Genomic DNA, 19,485 nt, shown 5'->3' with positions numbered 1-19,485 from the left:
AAAAGGAAAATGTTTTTATAGATAAGTTGCTAAGAAACGTAATAGTTTACTGCCTTAGCAACTTATTGTTAAAACATATCCTCAAGCTGTTGGTATAATATCCCGTCGCTTAAAATAGCACCTTGTTCAATAAGGTTAAAAATATCCAGATTACGGTCTTCACCAAAATCTTTTTTACCGCGGGTCAGCTGTACATCATCTGAAAATATATTTTCATTAAGCCATTGTAATCCGCCCTCGGTAAGAAAATCTGCGTGCGAATTGTGCGCATGTATAACAATACTTTCCATACCTTCTTTATTCATTTTAAAAAGGAAGATATGGTTTTTAGAGTAATGCTCCAGCCATTCGGCTTTTTCTAGTACATTATCCCATATCAGGTCACTAAAAACATCCAGTTCCTGTTCTGCTACTTCGGGTTTTTCATATTTTAGTATATCCCATTCGGTTTTGTCTATTTGCTGCGAGGCCAGAAAACGTACAAATTCCGGGTGCAGTTCTTCTAATTGTTCTTTGGTTAATCTTGCGTATTTCATATTAAGTTTCAAAGCAGCAAAGTTACAAAGTTTAAGCTGTTTTATGGTAGTTAGAAATGTGTATAAATAGAAAAAGCCTTCCATTTGGAAGGCTTTTTGGTTTAATCATGAATGATTATTATTTTTCCTGCTCAGCAACAATTTCGTAAGGAAGCTCAACAATAACTTCTCTGTGTAGTCTTACGTTGGCAGTATATTTACCTGTACGCTTAACAATTCCACTAGTGATGTATTTTCTGTCGATAGACTGTCCTGCTTTATCAAGAGCTTCAGCGATATCAGCATTGGTTACAGAACCAAATAGTTTATCGCCGCCTGCTTTAGCAGTAATTTTTATTTCAAGAGCTTTAAGAGCTTCAGCAACGTTTTTAGCATCGTTAACTAATTTTTGCTCTTTAAATGCACGTTGTTTTAAGTTTTCAGCTAGTACTTTTTTAGCTGTTGGAGTTGCCATTTGTGCAAATCCCTGAGGTATTAAATAGTTACGGCCATATCCGGCTTTAACTGTAACTACATCGTCCTTAAATCCTAGATTCTGAACGTCTTGCTTAAGTATAAGTTCCATTACAATGACTCGTTTTTATTTTAATAAATCAGCCACATATGGCATTAATGCTAAGTGACGTGCTCTTTTTACAGCTACAGACACTTTTCTCTGGTATTTTAATGAAGTACCTGTTAAACGACGAGGAAGTATTTTACCTTGCTCGTTAACAAATTTCAATAAGAAATCAGGATCTTTATAATCTACATATTTGATGCCTGATTTTTTGAAACGGCAATACTTTTTAGTCTTGTTCGTCTCTATATTTAAAGGCGTAAGATATCTGATATCCCCGTCTTTTTTTCCTTTAGCTGACTGTTCTATTGTTGACATAATTAGTTTGCTTTAGCTGCTTTTAGTTTTTCTCTTCTTCTTTCTGCCCAAGATATAGCATGTTTATCAAGGCTAACAGTTAAGAAACGCATAACTCGCTCATCACGACGGAATTCAGTTTCAAAACCGATTAGTAGATCAGCCGGAGCCTCAAATTGGAAAAGCGTATAAAATCCGCTTTTTTTGTTTTGAATTTCGTAAGCCAGTTTTTTCAGGCCCCAATCCTCTTTTGATACCATCTTGGCCCCTTTAGAAGTAAGGTAATCTTCAAACTTACTTACTGTTTCCTTTACCTGGGTTTCAGATAAAACGGGATTCAAGATGAAAACAGTTTCATAGTGATTCATAATACAAAGTATTTATTTGTTATAAAATTGGGTGCAAAAATAGTAATTAATATTTAATTGGCAATACGTAATTTTGAAATTTAAAATGTTAAAAAAACCTTTTTTTGTTTATATTTGTATTCATCCAACCGAATACCAAAAAATTTACTGAACATTATTAACTAAGAGCTGCTAATGAAACTTAACTGTGTTGTTGTCGATGATAGCACAATACATAGGATAACTATCGCTAAACTGGTCAATGAGCATCCTGATTTAACCCTGGTGGGTGATTTTTCTAATGCTTCTGAAACTAGAAACTGTATTCTTAATAAGAATGTAGATCTTTTGTTTCTTGATATTGAAATGCCGGTGCAGAGCGGTTTTGACCTGCTTGACGGACTCAAGGTAAGGCCACAGATTATCTTTGTATCGTCTAAATCCGACTATGCGTTAAAGGCGTTTGACTATGCCGCTATAGATTATCTTCATAAACCTATTACAAAAGACCGTTTTTATAAAGCTGTTCAGAAGGCTATCGAAGTAAGCCAGCGTAAAAAAGAAAGCGCCGATGATGATGGTGATTTTATCTTTATTAAAAGTAATCTGAAAAACTTTAAAATTTTTATTTCAAAAATAAAATGGATTGAGGCTTTTGGAGATTATATTAAATTAAATACTGAAGATGAAACACATCTTGTACTTTCTACTATGAAATCTTTTGAGAATGAATTACCATCTGAGAAGTTTTTGAGAGTGCATAAATCATTCATCATAAATATTGACAAGGTAGATCGTTTTAATAGTAAATTTGCAGAAATAGGGAATACAAAAATACCTTTAAGCCGAAATAAAAAGGAAGATCTTGCCAAAGCACTTAATAAGTCTTAGTAAGGATCTACATTTATAGTAACCTTTACAGGTCTGTACTGCGGCACAGCATCGAAGCTGCCGAGTATTTTTTCTATTGTTTTTTTAGTATTGCCTAATGTTATGCCTCCCGGTATTTTTATCATTATGGTGCGGATGTATTCATTCCTTATTCGGTTTATTCCCGGTTCTTCGGGGCCAAGTACCGGCAGTGCTAAATTTTGCGAAAGCATATTGTACAGCCACAATGCGCTGTCTTTAAGCTTTTCATAATCTTTATGCTTTAATGTAATGCGTATTAGCCTGTAGAAAGGAGGATATTTAAAATTGTGCCTTTCATATACCTGTTCTTTATACATGCCGTCATAGTCATTATCTGTAACCTGACGAATAATATTATGTAAAGGATTGTAGGTCTGTATAAAAACTTTTCCTCTGCTGTCTTTACGTCCTGCACGTCCTGCTACCTGTACCATCATTTGATAAGCCCGTTCAAAAGCCCTGAAATCCGGTTGGTATAACATATTATCGGCATTAAGTATTCCTACCATGCCAACATTATCAAAATGAAGTCCTTTTGCCAGCATTTGCGTACCAACAAGTATGTCGATCTCCCTGTTTTTAAAAGAGTCTATTATTTTTTCATAACCGTGTTTTCCACGGGTTGTGTCCTGGTCCATACGCCAGGAATTTTTATTTGGAAATAAAGACTTTAATTCTAACTCAATTTGCTCTGTGCCAAAACCTTTTGTGTTTAGATCGGTAGAGTGGCATTTATGGCAGTTGGTCGGATTAGCGATGTGATAACCGCAATAGTGGCATCTTAGCGCGTTTTTATATTTATAATAGGTAAGGCTAACATCACATTGCGGACATTGCGGCACGTGCCCGCACGTCATACACTCCACCCACGGGGAAAAGCCTCTGCGATTTTGAAAAAGGATTACTTGTTTACCGTTATAAAGAGTTTCGGCTATTGCATCAGTCATTTCATCGCTAAAATGTCCTGTCATACGTTTGCGCTTGTATTTGTCTTTAAGATCTATAAGTACAATTTCCGGAGGCATAACATTACCAAACCGCTCGTTTAACGAAACATACCCATATTTACCATGCGTGGCGTTATAATAGGTTTCTATGCCCGGAGTGGCCGAACCTAATAATACTTTTGCCTCATTGGAATTGGCTAATACAATAGCGGCGTCCCGCGCATGGTAGCGCGGTGCAGGATCTGCCTGTTTAAAGGTTTGCTCATGTTCTTCATCTATAATGATAAGCCCCAGATTCTGAAAAGGCAGGAAAAGGGCAGAGCGGGCTCCAATAATAACTCTCGCTTTTTCGGAACCTGATAGTACCTGCTGCCATGTTTCTACACGCTCATTATTAGAGTATTTTGAATGGAATACAGCTACCTGATTGCCAAAATACGCAGTAAGCCTTACTACCAGTTGTGTGGTAAGCGCAATTTCAGGAAGCAAATACAATACCTGTTTGCCTTTAGCAATATATTCTTCAATTAATTTTATATAAATCTCTGTTTTTCCGCTTGATGTTATGCCATGTAAAAGGGTAACATCTTTTTGCGTAAAAGAAGTTTTTATTTCATCAAACGCCTGCTGTTGTTTTTGGCTGAGGCTAAAGCCTGCATTATCGGAGCCTTCAAACTGAACGCGGTCTTCTTCAAGGTAATATTCTTCAAAAATTTCTTTATCAATAAGTGATTTTATTACTGCGGCTGTCGCTCCGGCTTCTGTAAGTTTTTTTACAGTTACAGGTTGTTTGTCTGAAGCCTGCAACTGAAAATACAGCATAACTGCTTCTCGTTGCTTTTGCGCTCGTGAAAGCACCTCCATTAACTCACTTAGCTGATCCTGTTGCAGAAATTCCTGCTGCATCCGGATATACCGTATGGTTTTAGGCCTATATTTTTCATTAATTTCTTCCTGAAGCGACACCGCATTTTTAGAAATGAGTTTATTTATTACCGGTAGTATCGTTTTTTTGTTGAGTATGGAAACAACTTCCTGTATTTTTAATGCAGATTGCTTTTGTAAAGCTTCGTAAATAAGATATTCATCATCAGAAAGTTCTTCACTTTGTGCATTAAAATCGGGGCGAGATGTAATTAAGGTTTCACTTTCCAGGAGAAAACCGCCCGGCATGGCAGATTTATATACTTCGCCAAGACTGCACATATAGTAATTGGCTATCCACAACCAGTGATCTAACTGGTTTTGTGTTACAAGTGGAAAATCGTCAAGTATCTGGTGAATGTCTTTTGCTTCGTAAAGCTGTGGCGGGTTTTGATGTTTATTTAAAACCAGGCCCGTATATATTTTGTTCCGGCCAAAAGGTACAGCCACACGCATACCTGTTTGCAAAAAGGCATATTCGGCCTCATTAACAGCATAGGTAAAGGGTTTTGGCAAAGCTAAAGGCAGTACTACTTCTATAAAAAAAGGCATATACGGGATTTGAATTACAAATATAATGCATATAATTTACAGTTCACAGTATGCGATTCACAGTTCTTTATGCAGGTTTTTTTAAATAAAAAAACACCTCCATGTGAAGGTGTCTTGCTATATAATTTGTGCATTTTTTTGAGGAAAAGGAAATCTAGTTTACCCTATGCCAAACCTGTGTGCGGCCAAGTAATGAAAAGCCTAAATAGCCTCTTACATTTAATTTGTCCTTACCATCAAGTTTTATGGTACAGCTATATAATTTACCTTTATTTGGGTCAAGAATATCGCCATCAGTATATTCATCACCATCTTTAGTAAGGCCTTTAATAATTACAAGCCCGTCAATAGGTTTGTCTTTATCTGCACCTTTACATTTTGTGCATTTGGCCTGTTTTTTGGCAGGGTTAAGTATTTCTACTACCTTACCATAAATTTTACCATTCTGCTCATATATTTCCACGATAGATTTTGCCTGTCCCGTTTCATCATCAATGGTTTTCCATTTGCCTGTCACCTGAGCATTCAAAGAAAATATGCCGGCTACGGCTACAAGTAGGATTGTAAAAATCGCTTTTTTCATAAATAATGCTTTTTAGTTTTGTTAAATATATAAATTTTTTCTTTTTAATTTATGAATAAGTGCATTTAATTCGAATCCGAGGAGAAGAATAAAGCAGTTGATCCATATATAAAGCATTAATACAAGTAATGTGCCAATTGAGCCGTATAACTGGTTGTACTTGGCAAAACGAACCACATAAATTCCGAAGCCATAAGAGGTAAGGCCGAATAATATAGTACTGAAAACCGAACCATAACTAAAAAAGGCTGCATTGCGGGTTTCTTTTGCGGCAAATTTAAATAGTAATGATGTTATGGTAAGCACAAGGGCTATAAGCACAACAAACCGGCCTAATTTAAGAAGATAAACGTCATCGGTAAGAAAGCCCTGGCTTGTAAGTGTATGAATAATAACTTCAAGTGTTACTATGGCTGCAACTGTAATAATAAGCAATATAGCAAACACTAATGACAGCCCTATAGCAAGTGCATACTGCCTGAAATAGGTTCGTTTTATAGTTATGTGCAGGCTGCTTTGAAAACCGCTTAGTATAGCATTCATGCCATTACTCATAAGCAGTATGGCAAGAAGGATACCTACCGAAAGCAACCCACCCTGACTGTTATGAAGAATATCGTCCAGAATGCCTTTTATAGCATAAAAAGTATTTGGCGGAACATTATCTGCCACAAACTGCATAAAGTCCTGCTGGAAGTCTTCCAGAGGGATATAAGGAATAAGATTAAGCAGGAACAGCGCAAACGGAAACAGCGACATAAAAAAGCTAAAAGCAATGGCTCCGGCGCGATAGGAAATGTCACCTTTAACAATACCTGTAATATATAATTCTGCAAGATGGTATAGCGTGAGCCCTTCAGAATAGGGGAGCTTGATGCTTTTACCAAAGCGAACCAGGTATTTAAGTACAGGAATGCGTTCCAGTTTATGTTCCAGTTCTAACGACATTAAAATGCTTTTAGGCTTAAGTCCATATTGTAAACAGAATGGGTAAGTGCGCCCGATGAAATATAATCTACACCGCATTCCGCGTATTGTCGCATGGTTTGCTCGTTAATGCCTCCTGATGATTCGGTCTGGCAGTAATTACCAATAAGGGTAACAGCCTCACGTGTTTGATCATAGTCAAAATTATCAAGCAGTATGCGATGAATGCCCGGGTTGGCAATTATTTCACGCACCTCTTCTAAATCTCTTGCCTCAACAATAATTTTAAGGTCAAGATTGTTGGTTTTAAGATATTCCTGAGTTTTTTGAATAGCAGGTGTAATCCCTCCGGCAAAATCAATATGATTATCTTTAAGCATTACCATATCGTAAAGGGCGAAACGATGATTTTCGCCTCCACCTATTTTTACAGCCCATTTTTCAATAGCACGTATGCCCGGGGTAGTTTTGCGTGTGTCAAGTACTTTTGTGCCCGTCCCTTCAAGCAGTTTTACATAACCGGCTGTTTTAGTGGCAATGGCGCTCATGCGCTGCATTGCATTGAGTACCAGTCTTTCGGCTTTAAGTATGCTTTGCGAGCTGCCTGAAACATGAAATGCCACATCGCCATAGTTTACGGGAGTACCGTCATGTATAAAAACTTCTACCTCTAATTGCGGATCTACATAAGCAAATACCTGCTGTGCAAAAGTTACTCCGGCAAGTATGCCGGTATCTTTTACCAAAAGCTTTGCGCGGCCTTCAGCATTGGCAGGAATACAGGCAAGAGAGCTGTAGTCTCCGGGACCTACATCTTCGCGAATGGCATTGGCTATAATCAGTTGGAGTTCGTGCTGAAATTGGGTTTCAGAAATCATTGTAATTATTTAGTAAGGCTAAAATAAGGTTTTTTTTGGAAACGGGATTTTATTTAACGGTGAGGTTTTATAAGTTAAAATTAGCAATTGCTGAATTTTTTCATTTCTCAAAATTTTTATCTTTGTTATATGCAGGATCTTCTTAATGAACAGGATTTTATAAAACCACAGTACAATCCCTGGAGGTGGTTTATGCTGTTTTATGGTATTGCAGCATCGCAGATAGTAGTATTGCAGATAGTAATGTCCTTTTGGATTACAAGCTACAATGCTGTAATTATGTATGCCTTTTATTTGTTATTTCCGGTTATAACAGCTGTATGGATGTTTACAAGTAATACTCAGAATTTTTTATTGCCGCGCAAAATTAAAGTACTCGCTCTTTTGGGGCTTATTGCTTATTTTTCGGTAAGTAATTTGTTTATAAATCTACTTAAAATTGTTTTTAGCGGGGCTTTTTTCCGTAGTGCATTTTTTCTTCAGTTAGTAAGTTTTCTTAATTTTTTCATTCTGCAGTTTGGTATATCTGCCTTGATAATACTTATACTATCACGATTAATAAAAAGAAAGCTTAAACATTCCAAAATCAGGTAAAAATACTCTTATATAGGTGATTGGTGTATTGTAATTTTACGCTGTCAACTATTAAAAGATTTATGAATATATACAAATTAATAAAGTTTAAATACTTAAACAATAGTTTTTAGTTATTAATTCAGATACATCCTCGTCTGCCTGAGCGGGCGGGATGTATTTATGTAATAACATAAACTGTAAAGCATTTTGTGAGCGTTCGATTATGGTGTTGCTCAGCATAATAGTGAACCTTGTTACTTCTACTGTAAATTACAGTGCCCCCAATAACAACAGAAAATAAAGTTAATAATGCAGGATTCTGTAGTAATTACAGTATTTGTGCGGTTGCTTTAATTTTTATGTAATTAAAAATAATAATATTTAATTTTTGTAGAAGGAAGAGTTCCTTTTACATTAAAATCAGAAAGTAAAATGAAAGCTTCAAGTAAACTTATTTTAGGGGGAATGATTATAATTTTAGCAGGTTTAGCTTATGATGTTGTTTTTATAGGCATGATACCGCAGGATGCAAGTATGGAAATTATTAATAAACGTGAGGAACAAAGACAGACAAGTGATGTTATTATTTATATAGGCCTGGCTTTTTGCATATTGGGAGTGTTTACAAAAGTGTTTTTTTCAGGGGAAAGAACTGATAATTTTGGTAACAGAACGTATTAAATGCTGCTGTAATAGTATTTTTGTTATTTAGCGGATTTTTATGGAAGACTTATTAGAAGAAAACGATTTTATATCAAACCGGCAATATAACCCATGGAAGTATTTTGGAAATAGTTGTTTAATAGGTATTGGATCTGAAATATTGTTTTTTGTAATATTGTGGTTACTGTCGGTGTATTTAAATTTAGATAACGTAATTATAGGGTTTTTGGCAATGGCATATCCTATGGCATTTATATTTGTGGTAGTTTTTAAAAAGAATGAACTTCTTAAGTCTACAGGATTTGATGTTTTTATGGGTACGTTGTCGCTTATAGCTGTTTTATATATTCCGTTGATGGCCGTTTCTGTTTTGGGTGGTAATTCTATTGCTGGTGCTGTAGTATTATTATTTATTATTACTCTTATAATAATATTCATAGTGGCCATAGTGTTTAGCTCAAGACAGAAAAAGATTAAAAAAACTATTAAGAAATAGATTATACCAGTATTGTACGCGCGCTGGACGACATTCTACCTTCTTCAAAGTAAAAGTCAATTTGTCCCAGGTTAAGTCCGTAGCAGCCTACCTGATTTATTAATACTTCTTTACCAACACTATTTTTCTGAATATAGGGTCTAGTTAAAAAAGTATGTGTATGCCCGCCTATTATAAGGTCAATATCTTTGGTATTCCGTGCCAGTGTAAGATCAGATATTCTGGAGGGTTCATCCCTGTAGATAAAACCAAGATGTGAAAGGCAGATTATAAGATTGCATTTTTCGGTATGGCGTAATGTTCTGGCCATATCCTGAGCAACGCTTATAGGATCATTATATACAGTTTCCTTATAATTCTTCTTATCTACCAGTCCTTCAAAAGCAATACCTAAACCAAATATGCCTATTTTAATTCCGTCTTTAATAAATATTTTATAAGGCTTTATGAGCCCGTCAAGTATAGTATTCTTAAAATCATAATTAGCAGACACAAAATCAAAAGAAGCGTGTGGCAATTGTTTGTGGAAACCTTCCAGCCCGTTATCAAAATCGTGGTTACCAAGGGTGGCAAGGTCATATTGCATCATGCTCATAAGTTCAAATTCGAGTTCACCTCCGTAATAATTAAAGTAAGGCGTGCCCTGAAAAATATCACCGGCATCTAACAAGAGTGTATTAGGATTTTCCAGCCTTATCTGCTCGATGGCAGTGGCTCTTCGTGCCGCACCGCCAAGATTGGGGTATTTCGGGTCATCAACAGGAAAAGGATCTATATGACTGTGTACGTCATTAGTGTGCAGTATGGTAATTTTTTTTATATCAGGCGCAGCAAAGCTGCTGAGTGATAAGCCTCCTAACACCAATGCAGAACCTGCTGCTGTTTTTTGTATAAAATCCCTTCTTTTCATTATTCGGTTATAATATGCTGAGTAGTAATTACAGGAAGCGTGTCAATATCTTTAAAATAGTCTATATACAGGTCACGTAGTTTATAATCAAGGTCATAAATACCTTCATTTTCTGCAAAGAAAAACATATTGTCACCACCGCTTATCAGGTAGTCTATAGTGGCTACATTGTAGATATGGTCTTTATCAACAGGTTTATCTTTTATATAAATTTCTTTGACCTGCTTATCAGGATTGAGAATTATAGTAATTCCCGCCAACGGATGTGCTCTTCCCTCACGGGCAATATAATCGGCCATTTCGTATATCAGACTTCCCTTAAGGGCTACTATTTTTACGCTGTTTTCAAAGGGCATAACTTCAAAGGCTGTTCTTGTAGTGACCGGGCCTTTAGCTATTACAGATCTTATACCGCCGTGGTTAAGAAGGCAGAAATCTATATGTAAATGCTTCCGGATATAAAAAAGGGTATCGGCTTTAGTAAAAGTTGCATTGGCAAGTAAATTTCCTATAGTTGTATTCCATTTTCCCTTACTTTTATCAAATGTTTCTGGAGCATACGCTAAAACGCTGTCAAGCTCCCTGTTTATAATGTTTCGGTAAGGAGCAATGTAACTCTCTATAGCAGTAGTTTCGGGTAATACATCCGTTATTGCTATTTTTTTTGCTTCAACTTTTGTATTATGCAGGCCTGTAGTGCCACAGGCAGTAAACTGAAGCATTGTTAAAAATAAAACAAACCGCCACGCGGGTGTGTTATACTTTTTAGATATTATCATTGCAAAGACCGTTATTTGAATTATTTTTGTAACCGACAAGTAAATGTACTATGTTTTTGAGATTTATTAAAAATTTTGCCCTTAAAAAGTATATTAAGAAATGTTTATCGGGCAGTATACCATTTGCTATTCCTGACAGGATCGTTACAGTTGGAATTATTGTAGATGAAAGTTATTTTTCTGATAGGGAAGCTCTTGTTGAAAAGCTGGCTTCAGATGGTATTAAAAAAGAAAACATAGAAACACTCAGCTTTAAGGAAAAGGTAAAGTCTAAAGAGGTTTTGGATTATCTTTATTATAGCCGTAAAAATATATCTTCAACGGGTATATTCCTGAAAGAAGATGTAGCCGCTTTTATAAATAAGCCCTTTGATATGCTCATTAATTATTATGATGTTGAAAAGCCTGCGCTTTTATTGGCTACAGTAAAATCTAAAGCTAAGTTTAAAGTGGGTTTTTCAAATATCGATAACCGCTTTAATAGCTTTATGATAAGCACTGAAGCTGAAAAATATACTGAGTTTGCCTCAGAATTACTTAAGTATTTAAAAATTCTAAATAAAATTTAACATGCAGTCATTAACAGGTACAGGCGTTGCGCTTATTACCCCCTTTAAAAAAGACTTTTCGGTAGATGTTGAAGCACTGGAAAGAATTGTGAGCTATCAGATTGATGGCGGTATAGACTATCTTGTAGTACTTGGTACTACAGCAGAAGCTGCTACACTGACCAAGGAAGAAAAGGAACTTGTTATAAAGACTGTGTTAAAAGCAAACGGAGGTAAACTTCCTGTTGTTCTTGGTGTAGGCGGTAATAATACCGCTGAAGTAGTTGAAGAATTAAAAACCCGCGATCTTTCTGCCTTTGCAGCTATACTTTCTGTTTCTCCTTATTATAATAAACCAACACAGGAGGGTATTTATCAGCATTTCAAAGCCATATCCCAGGCATCTCCGGTTCCTGTAATATTATATAATGTACCTGGCCGTACAGCAAGTAATATGCTGCCAGCTACAGTTATACGCCTTGCAAATGATTTTGCCAATATAGTTGCTATTAAAGAAGCTGCGGGTGATATTGTTCAGGCAATGAAACTTATACAGGGAGTTCCGGAAGGTTTTCTGGTTATTTCGGGTGACGATATGATAACCCTTCCTATGGTACTTGCCGGCGGGGCGGGTGTAATATCTGTAATTGGTGAGGGTTTCCCAAGAGAGTTTTCAGATATGGTACGTCTTGGTCTTGAGAAAAAAACCGATGAAGCTTATAAACTACATTATTTATTGGCAGATGCTATTGATATGATATTTGAACAGGGCAACCCTGCAGGTATTAAATCGGTATTTAAACATTTAGGTTTGTGTGAAGATGTTGTAAGGCTTCCTCTGGTCTCCGTTAACGAAGATTTGGCAGGCAGGCTGGGCGATTTTGTGAAAAAAATCCGTTAATTTGTGTAGATAACCTTAAAACAGTTTACTATGCTATCGGAAAACATGCAGAAAGCCCTTAATAATCAGATCAGAATGGAAGCAGAATCTTCCCAGATATATCTTGCTATGGCTTCATGGGCTGAAATTAAAGGGTTTGAAGGTATTGCTGCCTTTATGTTTAAACAGTCTGACGAAGAAAGACTGCATATGCTAAAGCTTTTAAAATATGTAAATCAGCGTGGCGGCGAAGCTGTTGTTTCTGCGCTTGATGAACCCCGACTGGATTATACATCATTCAGAACGCTTTTCAGGCAGTTGTATGAACATGAAGTAAAAGTATCGGCAAGTATTAATGATTTAGTTGATATTGCATTGTCAGGAAAAGATTATGCTACACATAATTTTCTTCAATGGTATGTTTCCGAGCAGATAGAAGAAGAAGCTACTGCAAAAGTAATACTTGATAAAATAGATCTTATAGGAGATGATAAAGGCGGCCTTTATATGTTTGATAATGATATGAAGAATTTTACCGCAAACGGACACAACATTGTGCAATAAAAAAGACACATTTAAGTTTTAAGGAAGATGCCTGATAAAGGCATCTTTTTTTATAGCAAACAGGCTGAAAAAAAAGATTTTGTATTCTCTAATTATTAACTAAATTTGCAGTTGCTTTAAAATAGCCGCTGCGTGCAGCATAACCAACAAATATGGCAAGATACTTTTATATACTTTTTATTGCTTTTGCGCTTACATCGTGCAGTGAATATCAGAAAGCGATTAAGAATGATGATATAGCAAAAAAATATGATGTAGCTGAAAAGATGTATGATAAGGGAAAATACAGTAAAGCTATAAGGCTTTTTGAACAAATTGCACCTTCATACAGAGGTAAAGCTCAGGCGCAAAAAATGTTTTATATGTATTCTCAGGCATTATATAAAACCAAACAGTATTATACAGCAGGTTACCAGTTTGAAAGTTTTACTGCAAACTATCCGGGCAGCGAAAAAGTAGAAGAAGCATCTTTTTTGAGTGCGAAAAGTTATTATATGCTGTCACCAAGATTTTCTTTAGATCAGGTTGATACCTATAAAGCCCTTGATAAACTACAGCAGTTTATAGATAATTATCCGAACTCCCAGTATATGGCGGAAGCTAACGGATTAGTAAAGGAGCTAAGAGAGAAACTTGAGAAAAAGGCTTTTGAAATAGCTAAGCAATACAATACTATTTCGGAATATAATGGTGACCATAATGCCGCTATTAAAGCGCTGGATAATTTTATTTTAGATTATCCTGGTACAAAGTATAAAGAAGACGCATTATATTATAAATTTGATTCGTCATATCAACTGGCTATAAATAGTGTGTTTGTAAAAATGAAAGATCGTCTGGAAGCAGCAAAAGCCAACTACAATGCATTGGTTAAGTTTAATCCGGAAACAAAATATAAAGAGCAGGCAGACAAGATGCTTGAAAAAATAGATACTGAATTACAAAAATTTTCTAAATAAACGAGTCATGGATTTAAAGAAAACAACAGCTCCCGTTAACACGATTACCTATAACAAGAATGTGATAGAAGAGCCGACAGGTAACGTTTACGAAGCAATTACTATTATCGCTAGGAGAGCTAATCAGATCAATACCGAAATTAAAAAGGAACTGATCGAGAAGCTTGAGGAGTTTGCTACTTACAACGACAGCCTGGAGGAAATTTTTGAGAACAAAGAACAGATTGAAGTTTCTAAATTCTATGAAAAACTTCCTAAGCCTCATGCTTTGGCAGTTCAGGAATGGCTTGACGGTAAGGTATCTTACAGAAAAGAAAATAAATAATTACAACGATGTCTGTTTTAAGCGGTAAGAAAATTTTGCTCGGTATTTCCGGGGGTATAGCCGCATATAAAACAGCCTCATTGGTAAGGCTTTTTATAAAAGCAGGCGCGCATGTGCAAGTTATAATGACGCCTGCTTCTAAAAATTTTGTTACTCCTCTTACCTTATCTACTCTTTCAAAAAATCCGGTTCATTCTTCTTTCTTTAATGAGGAAGATGAAAATGCGGTTTGGAATAACCATGTAGATCTGGCACTTTGGGCCGACTTGTTTTTAATTGCCCCGGCCACAGCCAATACACTTTCTAAAATGGTTGCTGGTAATTCAGATAATCTTCTTCTTGCTACATATCTTTCGGCTAAATGTCCGGTATATTTTGTTCCGGCAATGGATCTTGATATGTATAAACACCCTTCTACACTTTCAAGTTTTAATGCTCTCAGGTCTTATGGCAATATCATAATTCCTGCAGAAAGCGGAGAACTGGCAAGTGGACTTTCGGGAGAAGGAAGAATGGCTGAGCCTGAAAATATAATTGCTTTTCTAGAAGCAGACCTTGAAAGCAAATTACCCCTTCGCGGAAAAAAAATACTGGTTACTGCGGGTCCTACATACGAACCTATAGATCCTGTGCGTTTTATTGGTAACCATTCGTCGGGAAAAATGGGATTTGATATAGCTAAAGCGGCCGCAAATGAAGGTGCAGAAGTTATACTTATAACAGGGCCTTCTCATTTAAAACTGGAGCATCTTCTTGTGAAAGTTGTAAGGGTTGTTTCCTCTCAGGATATGTATAATGCATGTCATGAATATTTTGATGGCGTTGATGCTGCGGTTGCAGCGGCGGCGGTAGCAGATTACAGGCCTAAGCATGTTGCTTCTCAAAAGATTAAGAAAAATGAAGAGGAATTTTTTCTGGAGCTTGAAAAGACTCAGGATATTCTGTTTTCTTTAGGCGAAATAAAAGAGCAACAGTTTCTTATTGGTTTTGCGCTTGAAACGGAAAATGAAATTGAGCACGCAAAGCTAAAAATCAAGAAAAAAAACTTAGATTTGATTGTTTTAAATTCACTTAACGATGAAGGAGCCGGTTTTGGCAAACTTACAAATAAAGTTACTTTTATAGATAAGAATTTTAGTCTTGAACCGTTAGAACTTAAAACAAAAGAAGAAGTAGCGCAGGATATTATAAATAAGATAAAATCTCATTACAATGTATAAATGGTTAGGACTGTTGTTAGTAATGTTTTCATTATCTGTAAATGGTCAGGAGCTTAACTGTACTGTAAAAGTAAGTTTTGACAGAATTACAGATGCAAATCCACAGATATTTAAAACTCTTGAAAGGTCTTTAAATGATTTTGTGAACAATACTAACTGGACAAACAGAAGTTTTGACAGGGATGAACGTATAGACTGCTCAATGTTTATTAACATATCGGCATATTCATCAAATTCTTTTACGGCAACATTACAGGTGCAGTCATCAAGGCCTATTTTTAATTCAACTTACTCTTCACCGATATTAAATTTTAACGATAAAGATTTTTCATTCAGGTATAATGAAGGTGAAAATCTTTATTATAATCCAAATAGTTTTGATTCAAACCTTGTTGGAGTGATAGCTTTTTATGCTAATGTTATTATTGGAATGGATGCAGATACTTTTGAAAAAAACAGCGGAACTAAATACTATCAGGTTGCACAAAATATTGCCAGTCTTGGAGCTGGAAACTATAAAGGGTGGAGTCAGCAGGATGGTAATAATCAAAACAGATATTTTCTTATTACCGATCTTTTATCCAATACATTTACTCCTTTCAGAGAGGCTTTGTATGAGTATCACTATGGAGCACTTGATACTATGGCTGATGATTTAAAGGGAGGAAAGGAAAAAGTTATGGCATCAATAAAAACACTTTCTAAAGTGCAGAGTGTCCGCCCAAATGCTCTTTTAACCAGAACATTTTTTGACTCAAAATCGGATGAGATCGTTGCTATGTTTACAGGAGGTCCTACAGTAAATACTGCTGAGTTAATTGAGACACTTAACAAAGTTTCACCCTTAAACGGAGCTAAGTGGAATAAGATAAGATAGCAGATATAATTAAAAAAAAACCGCAGTATTATTCTGCGGTTTTTTTATGACTGTTATTTTTTAATTGGCATTATACATACTATCTGTAAATTAAATGATTCTTTAAAATTAACGTCTTATATACTGTTTTAAATATTATAATTACTTGCTAAATACTATATTTGTATTGTAATGTTAAATAACATATGCTGCAAACACTACATATAAAAAACTTCGCTCTCATAGAGCATCTGCATATTGATTTTTCTAACAGGCTTTCTACAATAACTGGAGAAACAGGTGCCGGTAAATCTATAATTTTAGGAGCGCTTGGGCTTATATCCGGTAATCGTGCCGATCTTACTTCTTTAAAAGATAAGGAGCAGAAATGTGTTGTTGAAGCACATTTTAAGATTGGAGATTATGATCTGCAGTATTTTTTTGCGGAGAATGATCTTGATTATGAAGATGTGACTATTATTAGAAGAGAAATTTTACCTTCAGGAAAATCACGTGCCTTTGTGAACGATAGTCCGGTAAATCTACAGGAGTTGCAGAAACTGGGTACTTATCTTATAGATATACACTCGCAGCAGCAAACCCGTGAACTTTCTGATGAACAATATCAAATTCAGATATTGGATGCTGTAGCTGATAATGCTAAAAATGTAGTTCTCTATAAAAGCCAGCTTTCAGGGTATAAGTCATTGCTGCTGCAATTAAAAAAGGCTGAGGAGCAAAAAGAAACCCTGTCTAAAGAACAGGATTATAATTCATTTTTATTACAGGAATTATTTAGTGCTTCTTTAAAAACGGGGGAGCAGGATGAGTTGGAGGCGGAGCTTGAAAAACTAAGTAATGTTGAATTTATTAAAGAGTCTGTAGGTAAGGCATTAGCCTTAGCTAATGAGGAGCAGATTGGTGTTTTGCAAAACCTTAAAGAAATTAAAACAGCTTTGCAAAAGGTAAGTGGTATATCATCTGAATATGCTGCTTATTCTGAAAGGGTTTCAAGTCTCTTAATTGAATTTGATGATATAACAGATGAGCTTTCACAAAACTTTGAGAAGCTCATTAATGATCCGGAAAGGCTGGAACTTATCAACCAGAAATTACAACTTATTTATACACTGCAGAAAAAGCATCAGGTTGGCACTGTAGAAGAACTGATTGAAATTCAGGAAGCACTGGATAATAAGGTAGTACTTGCAGACGAACTTGACGGAACTATTAATAAACTAAAAGAAGAAGCGGAAAAAGCTAAAACTATAATTGATACTACAGCTGAAACTATTCATGATAAAAGAGTAAAAGCTGTACCTGTACTTACAGATAAAATAACTTTTATACTTGCACAGTTAGGCATGCCGAATGCACGCTTTAATTTTGAGGTAAAACTTTCAGACAATTATCATAATAACGGTAAAGATGAAATAAGCCTTCTGTTTTCCGCAAATAAAGGAACTGATTTTGGACTGCTGAAAAAAGTAGCATCAGGAGGCGAAATGTCGCGTATAATGCTTTCCGTAAAAGCTGTGCTGGCGGAATATTCTAAACTGCCTACCATAATATTTGATGAAATTGACACAGGAGTATCCGGTGAAATAGCACACAAAATGGGTGATGTTATGAAGTCTATGAGTAGGGGGATGCAGGTATTTGCTATTACGCACCTGCCACAAATTGCTGCAAAGGGAGATCAGCATTATAAAGTATTTAAATATACACAGGGAGAAACCACCGTATCTGAATTAAAACTGCTTTCACATGATGAAAGAATAAAAGAAATAGCAGAAATGTTATCTGGAAAGGATATATCGGCTTCGGCCTTAAAGCATGCCGAAGCGTTGCTTAACTAAAAAAACGCTTTATATTTGCGTACCACTTCAAACAAACAATAGAAAGATAATACCATTATTTCATTGATATGATTATAGAACCAAGAATGAGAGGATTCATTTGCCTGACAGCCCACCCGGAAGGTGCAGCGCAAAATGTAAAAAAACAAATAGAATATGTAAAATCTAAAGGAGCCATTAACGGTGCTAAAAAAGTACTTGTTATAGGTGCTTCAACAGGTTTTGGTCTTTCATCAAGAATAACCAGCGCTTTTGGAAGCGATGCTTCTACAATAGGTGTCTTTTTTGAAAAACCTCCTATGGAAGGTAAAACGGCTTCACCGGGCTGGTATAATTCGGCCGCTTTTGAAAAAGAAGCTCACGCAGCAGGCTTATATGCTAAAAGCATTAATGGTGATGCATTTTCTAAAGAAATTAAAGAACAGGTTATTAATCTTATTAAGGAAGATTTAGGTCAGGTAGATTTAGTAATCTACAGTCTTGCTTCGCCTGTACGTGTGCATCCTGAAACTGGTGTAACTCACCGTTCAAGCCTTAAGCCGATAGGGCAGACATTTTCTAATAAAACAGTAGATTTTCATACAGGCAAGGTATCTGAAGTTTCTATAGAGCCTGCAAATGAAGAGGATATTGAAAATACAGTTACTGTAATGGGAGGCGAAGACTGGGCAATGTGGATAGATGCTCTTAAAGATGCCGGTGTACTTGCAGAGGGTGCCCTGACAGTAGCTTATTCTTATATTGGCCCTGCATTAACGGAAGCTGTTTATAGAAAAGGAACTATTGGCCGTGCAAAAGACCATCTTGAAGCAACTGCTTTTGAAATTTCTGATAAACTAAAAGATATACATGGCAAAGCGTATGTTTCGGTAAATAAAGCATTGGTTACACAGGCAAGCTCTGCAATACCTGTTATTCCTTTATATATTTCTTTGTTATATAAAATTATGAAAGAAATGGGGCTTCATGAAGGGACTATTGAGCAAATGCAGCGTTTGTATGCTGAAAGGCTTTATAATGGTGGCGAAATGCCTCTTGATGACAAAGGGAGAATAAGAATCGATGACTGGGAAATGCGTGATGATGTTCAGGCTAAAGTAGCAGAGTTATGGAAAAAAGCCGATACAGATAATCTGGCTGAAATTGGCGACCTTGAAGGATATAGAAAAGACTTTTATAATCTTTTTGGTTTTGATTATGAAAATGTAGATTATAAAGCAGATACTAATGAAGTGGTAGCAATTGAAAGTATTAAATAGTTATATTTTAATTGAAGTCTTTGTGATATAAATAACAAAAAGCCCCTTTAAGGGGTTTTTTTATATATAAAATGTAATATTAAAGTGTAAATACAACAACTAAAAACGTTTGCGTTTTGTGAAATTTTT

The 19,485-nt window shown here is 35.8% G+C and carries 23 protein-coding genes; 13 read left to right on the top strand and 10 right to left on the bottom strand.

Annotated elements, in window-relative coordinates:
* Window positions 1-68: 68 nt before the first annotated feature.
* The 4 genes from NHE85_RS00290 to rpsF form a co-directional block, all read right to left on the bottom strand.
* Window positions 69-536 carry a DUF6495 family protein gene (locus NHE85_RS00290; protein WP_252808598.1) on the bottom strand — a complete coding sequence of 156 codons (468 nt, stop codon included), beginning with the start codon at window positions 534-536 and terminating at the stop codon, window positions 69-71.
* Window positions 537-654: 118 nt separating this feature from the next.
* Window positions 655-1,101 (bottom strand): 50S ribosomal protein L9, encoded by a 447-nt coding sequence (rplI, locus tag NHE85_RS00285; protein WP_252808597.1) that lies wholly within the window; start codon window positions 1,099-1,101, stop codon window positions 655-657.
* 15 nt (window positions 1,102-1,116) lie between these two features.
* Window positions 1,117-1,413 (bottom strand): 30S ribosomal protein S18, encoded by a 297-nt coding sequence (gene rpsR, locus NHE85_RS00280; protein WP_020211613.1) that lies wholly within the window; start codon window positions 1,411-1,413, stop codon window positions 1,117-1,119.
* Window positions 1,414-1,415: 2 nt separating this feature from the next.
* Entirely contained in the window at window positions 1,416-1,760 is a 345-nt protein-coding gene (rpsF, locus tag NHE85_RS00275) for a 30S ribosomal protein S6 (protein ID WP_252808596.1), read from the bottom strand.
* Window positions 1,761-1,934: 174 nt separating this feature from the next.
* Here rpsF and NHE85_RS00270 point away from each other — a divergent pair, with 174 nt between their 5' ends.
* Entirely contained in the window at window positions 1,935-2,630 is a 696-nt protein-coding gene (locus tag NHE85_RS00270) for a LytTR family DNA-binding domain-containing protein (protein ID WP_252808595.1), read from the top strand.
* Here NHE85_RS00270 and priA read toward each other — a convergent pair.
* The 4 genes from priA to nadC form a co-directional block, all read right to left on the bottom strand.
* Window positions 2,627-5,074, bottom strand: a complete 2,448-nt coding sequence (gene priA, locus NHE85_RS00265; protein ID WP_252808593.1) for a primosomal protein N' — start codon at window positions 5,072-5,074, stop codon at window positions 2,627-2,629. The two genes, NHE85_RS00270 and priA, sit on opposite strands and share 4 nt — an antisense overlap.
* A 154-nt stretch (window positions 5,075-5,228) precedes the next feature.
* Window positions 5,229-5,657, bottom strand: a complete 429-nt coding sequence (locus NHE85_RS00260; RefSeq protein WP_252808591.1) for a DUF2147 domain-containing protein — start codon at window positions 5,655-5,657, stop codon at window positions 5,229-5,231.
* 21 nt (window positions 5,658-5,678) lie between these two features.
* Window positions 5,679-6,605: a YihY/virulence factor BrkB family protein gene (locus NHE85_RS00255; protein WP_252808589.1), complete on the bottom strand. Its 927-nt coding sequence runs from the start codon at window positions 6,603-6,605 to the stop codon at window positions 5,679-5,681.
* Window positions 6,605-7,462, bottom strand: coding sequence for a carboxylating nicotinate-nucleotide diphosphorylase (gene nadC / locus NHE85_RS00250; protein ID WP_252808587.1), 858 nt, complete (start codon window positions 7,460-7,462; stop codon window positions 6,605-6,607). The genes NHE85_RS00255 and nadC overlap by 1 nt, the downstream gene beginning before the upstream one ends.
* A gap of 129 nt (window positions 7,463-7,591) precedes the next feature.
* Here nadC and NHE85_RS00245 point away from each other — a divergent pair, with 129 nt between their 5' ends.
* The 3 genes from NHE85_RS00245 to NHE85_RS00235 all read left to right on the top strand — a co-directional run bounded on the left by NHE85_RS00245 (window position 7,592) and on the right by NHE85_RS00235 (window position 9,197).
* Window positions 7,592-8,056 (top strand): hypothetical protein, encoded by a 465-nt coding sequence (locus tag NHE85_RS00245; protein ID WP_252808585.1) that lies wholly within the window; start codon window positions 7,592-7,594, stop codon window positions 8,054-8,056.
* 414 nt (window positions 8,057-8,470) lie between these two features.
* Window positions 8,471-8,719 (top strand): hypothetical protein, encoded by a 249-nt coding sequence (locus NHE85_RS00240; RefSeq protein ID WP_252808583.1) that lies wholly within the window; start codon window positions 8,471-8,473, stop codon window positions 8,717-8,719.
* 40 nt (window positions 8,720-8,759) lie between these two features.
* Window positions 8,760-9,197: a hypothetical protein gene (locus NHE85_RS00235; RefSeq protein WP_252808581.1), complete on the top strand. Its 438-nt coding sequence runs from the start codon at window positions 8,760-8,762 to the stop codon at window positions 9,195-9,197.
* Window position 9,198: 1 nt separating this feature from the next.
* Here the strand turns inward: NHE85_RS00235 and NHE85_RS00230 are convergent, their stop codons facing one another.
* Window positions 9,199-10,107, bottom strand: coding sequence for a bifunctional UDP-sugar hydrolase/5'-nucleotidase (locus tag NHE85_RS00230; protein ID WP_252808579.1), 909 nt, complete (start codon window positions 10,105-10,107; stop codon window positions 9,199-9,201).
* Window positions 10,107-10,829 carry a 5'-nucleotidase C-terminal domain-containing protein gene (locus NHE85_RS00225; protein ID WP_252808577.1) on the bottom strand — a complete coding sequence of 241 codons (723 nt, stop codon included), beginning with the start codon at window positions 10,827-10,829 and terminating at the stop codon, window positions 10,107-10,109. Before NHE85_RS00225 ends, NHE85_RS00230 begins: the two co-directional genes overlap by 1 nt.
* A 113-nt stretch (window positions 10,830-10,942) precedes the next feature.
* Here NHE85_RS00225 and NHE85_RS00220 point away from each other — a divergent pair, with 113 nt between their 5' ends.
* The 9 genes from NHE85_RS00220 (at window position 10,943) to fabV (ending at window position 19,356) form a co-directional block, all read left to right on the top strand.
* Entirely contained in the window at window positions 10,943-11,455 is a 513-nt protein-coding gene (locus tag NHE85_RS00220) for a hypothetical protein (protein WP_252808575.1), read from the top strand.
* A gap of 1 nt (window position 11,456) precedes the next feature.
* On the top strand, window positions 11,457-12,335 hold the full coding sequence (dapA, locus tag NHE85_RS00215; RefSeq protein WP_252808573.1) for a 4-hydroxy-tetrahydrodipicolinate synthase: 879 nt from the start codon (window positions 11,457-11,459) through the stop codon (window positions 12,333-12,335).
* Window positions 12,336-12,365: 30 nt separating this feature from the next.
* Window positions 12,366-12,878 (top strand): ferritin, encoded by a 513-nt coding sequence (locus NHE85_RS00210; protein ID WP_252808571.1) that lies wholly within the window; start codon window positions 12,366-12,368, stop codon window positions 12,876-12,878.
* A 152-nt stretch (window positions 12,879-13,030) separates the two neighbouring features.
* Window positions 13,031-13,837: an outer membrane protein assembly factor BamD gene (locus NHE85_RS00205; RefSeq protein WP_252808569.1), complete on the top strand. Its 807-nt coding sequence runs from the start codon at window positions 13,031-13,033 to the stop codon at window positions 13,835-13,837.
* A 7-nt stretch (window positions 13,838-13,844) separates the two neighbouring features.
* Window positions 13,845-14,162, top strand: coding sequence for a DNA-directed RNA polymerase subunit omega (locus NHE85_RS00200; RefSeq protein ID WP_252808567.1), 318 nt, complete (start codon window positions 13,845-13,847; stop codon window positions 14,160-14,162).
* An 8-nt stretch (window positions 14,163-14,170) separates the two neighbouring features.
* A complete protein-coding gene (coaBC, locus tag NHE85_RS00195; protein ID WP_252808565.1) occupies window positions 14,171-15,382 on the top strand; it encodes a bifunctional phosphopantothenoylcysteine decarboxylase/phosphopantothenate--cysteine ligase CoaBC in 1,212 nt (403 codons plus the stop codon).
* Window positions 15,375-16,259 carry a DUF4835 family protein gene (locus NHE85_RS00190; protein ID WP_252808563.1) on the top strand — a complete coding sequence of 295 codons (885 nt, stop codon included), beginning with the start codon at window positions 15,375-15,377 and terminating at the stop codon, window positions 16,257-16,259. The genes coaBC and NHE85_RS00190 overlap by 8 nt, the downstream gene beginning before the upstream one ends.
* A gap of 185 nt (window positions 16,260-16,444) precedes the next feature.
* Window positions 16,445-18,097 carry a DNA repair protein RecN gene (gene recN, locus NHE85_RS00185; RefSeq protein WP_252808562.1) on the top strand — a complete coding sequence of 551 codons (1,653 nt, stop codon included), beginning with the start codon at window positions 16,445-16,447 and terminating at the stop codon, window positions 18,095-18,097.
* A 68-nt stretch (window positions 18,098-18,165) separates the two neighbouring features.
* Window positions 18,166-19,356 (top strand): enoyl-ACP reductase FabV, encoded by a 1,191-nt coding sequence (gene fabV, locus NHE85_RS00180; protein ID WP_252808561.1) that lies wholly within the window; start codon window positions 18,166-18,168, stop codon window positions 19,354-19,356.
* The last annotated feature ends 129 nt before the right edge of the window (window positions 19,357-19,485 follow it).

The organism is Flavobacterium sp. NRK1, from assembly GCF_024054175.1.
Classification (GTDB): domain Bacteria; phylum Bacteroidota; class Bacteroidia; order Flavobacteriales; family Flavobacteriaceae; genus Flavobacterium.
This window is presented reverse-complemented; position numbering and strand designations above follow the sequence as displayed.

Bases quoted from the DNA above. Each gene is read 5' to 3' on its own strand.
- NHE85_RS00290 (WP_252808598.1), bottom strand. From the start codon at position 536: ATGAAATACGCAAGATTAACCAAAGAACAATTAGAAGAACTGCACCCG.
- rplI (WP_252808597.1), bottom strand. From the start codon at position 1,101: ATGGAACTTATACTTAAGCAAGACGTTCAGAATCTAGGATTTAAGGAC.
- rpsR (WP_020211613.1), bottom strand. From the start codon at position 1,413: ATGTCAACAATAGAACAGTCAGCTAAAGGAAAAAAAGACGGGGATATC.
- rpsF (WP_252808596.1), bottom strand. From the start codon at position 1,760: ATGAATCACTATGAAACTGTTTTCATCTTGAATCCCGTTTTATCTGAA.
- NHE85_RS00270 (WP_252808595.1), top strand. From the start codon at position 1,935: ATGAAACTTAACTGTGTTGTTGTCGATGATAGCACAATACATAGGATA.
- priA (WP_252808593.1), bottom strand. From the start codon at position 5,074: ATGCCTTTTTTTATAGAAGTAGTACTGCCTTTAGCTTTGCCAAAACCC.
- NHE85_RS00260 (WP_252808591.1), bottom strand. From the start codon at position 5,657: ATGAAAAAAGCGATTTTTACAATCCTACTTGTAGCCGTAGCCGGCATA.
- NHE85_RS00255 (WP_252808589.1), bottom strand. From the start codon at position 6,605: ATGTCGTTAGAACTGGAACATAAACTGGAACGCATTCCTGTACTTAAA.
- nadC (WP_252808587.1), bottom strand. From the start codon at position 7,462: ATGATTTCTGAAACCCAATTTCAGCACGAACTCCAACTGATTATAGCC.
- NHE85_RS00245 (WP_252808585.1), top strand. From the start codon at position 7,592: ATGCAGGATCTTCTTAATGAACAGGATTTTATAAAACCACAGTACAAT.
- NHE85_RS00240 (WP_252808583.1), top strand. From the start codon at position 8,471: ATGAAAGCTTCAAGTAAACTTATTTTAGGGGGAATGATTATAATTTTA.
- NHE85_RS00235 (WP_252808581.1), top strand. From the start codon at position 8,760: ATGGAAGACTTATTAGAAGAAAACGATTTTATATCAAACCGGCAATAT.
- NHE85_RS00230 (WP_252808579.1), bottom strand. From the start codon at position 10,107: ATGAAAAGAAGGGATTTTATACAAAAAACAGCAGCAGGTTCTGCATTG.
- NHE85_RS00225 (WP_252808577.1), bottom strand. From the start codon at position 10,829: ATGCTTCAGTTTACTGCCTGTGGCACTACAGGCCTGCATAATACAAAA.
- dapA (WP_252808573.1), top strand. From the start codon at position 11,457: ATGCAGTCATTAACAGGTACAGGCGTTGCGCTTATTACCCCCTTTAAA.
- NHE85_RS00210 (WP_252808571.1), top strand. From the start codon at position 12,366: ATGCTATCGGAAAACATGCAGAAAGCCCTTAATAATCAGATCAGAATG.
- NHE85_RS00205 (WP_252808569.1), top strand. From the start codon at position 13,031: ATGGCAAGATACTTTTATATACTTTTTATTGCTTTTGCGCTTACATCG.
- NHE85_RS00200 (WP_252808567.1), top strand. From the start codon at position 13,845: ATGGATTTAAAGAAAACAACAGCTCCCGTTAACACGATTACCTATAAC.
- coaBC (WP_252808565.1), top strand. From the start codon at position 14,171: ATGTCTGTTTTAAGCGGTAAGAAAATTTTGCTCGGTATTTCCGGGGGT.
- NHE85_RS00190 (WP_252808563.1), top strand. From the start codon at position 15,375: ATGTATAAATGGTTAGGACTGTTGTTAGTAATGTTTTCATTATCTGTA.
- recN (WP_252808562.1), top strand. From the start codon at position 16,445: ATGCTGCAAACACTACATATAAAAAACTTCGCTCTCATAGAGCATCTG.
- fabV (WP_252808561.1), top strand. From the start codon at position 18,166: ATGATTATAGAACCAAGAATGAGAGGATTCATTTGCCTGACAGCCCAC.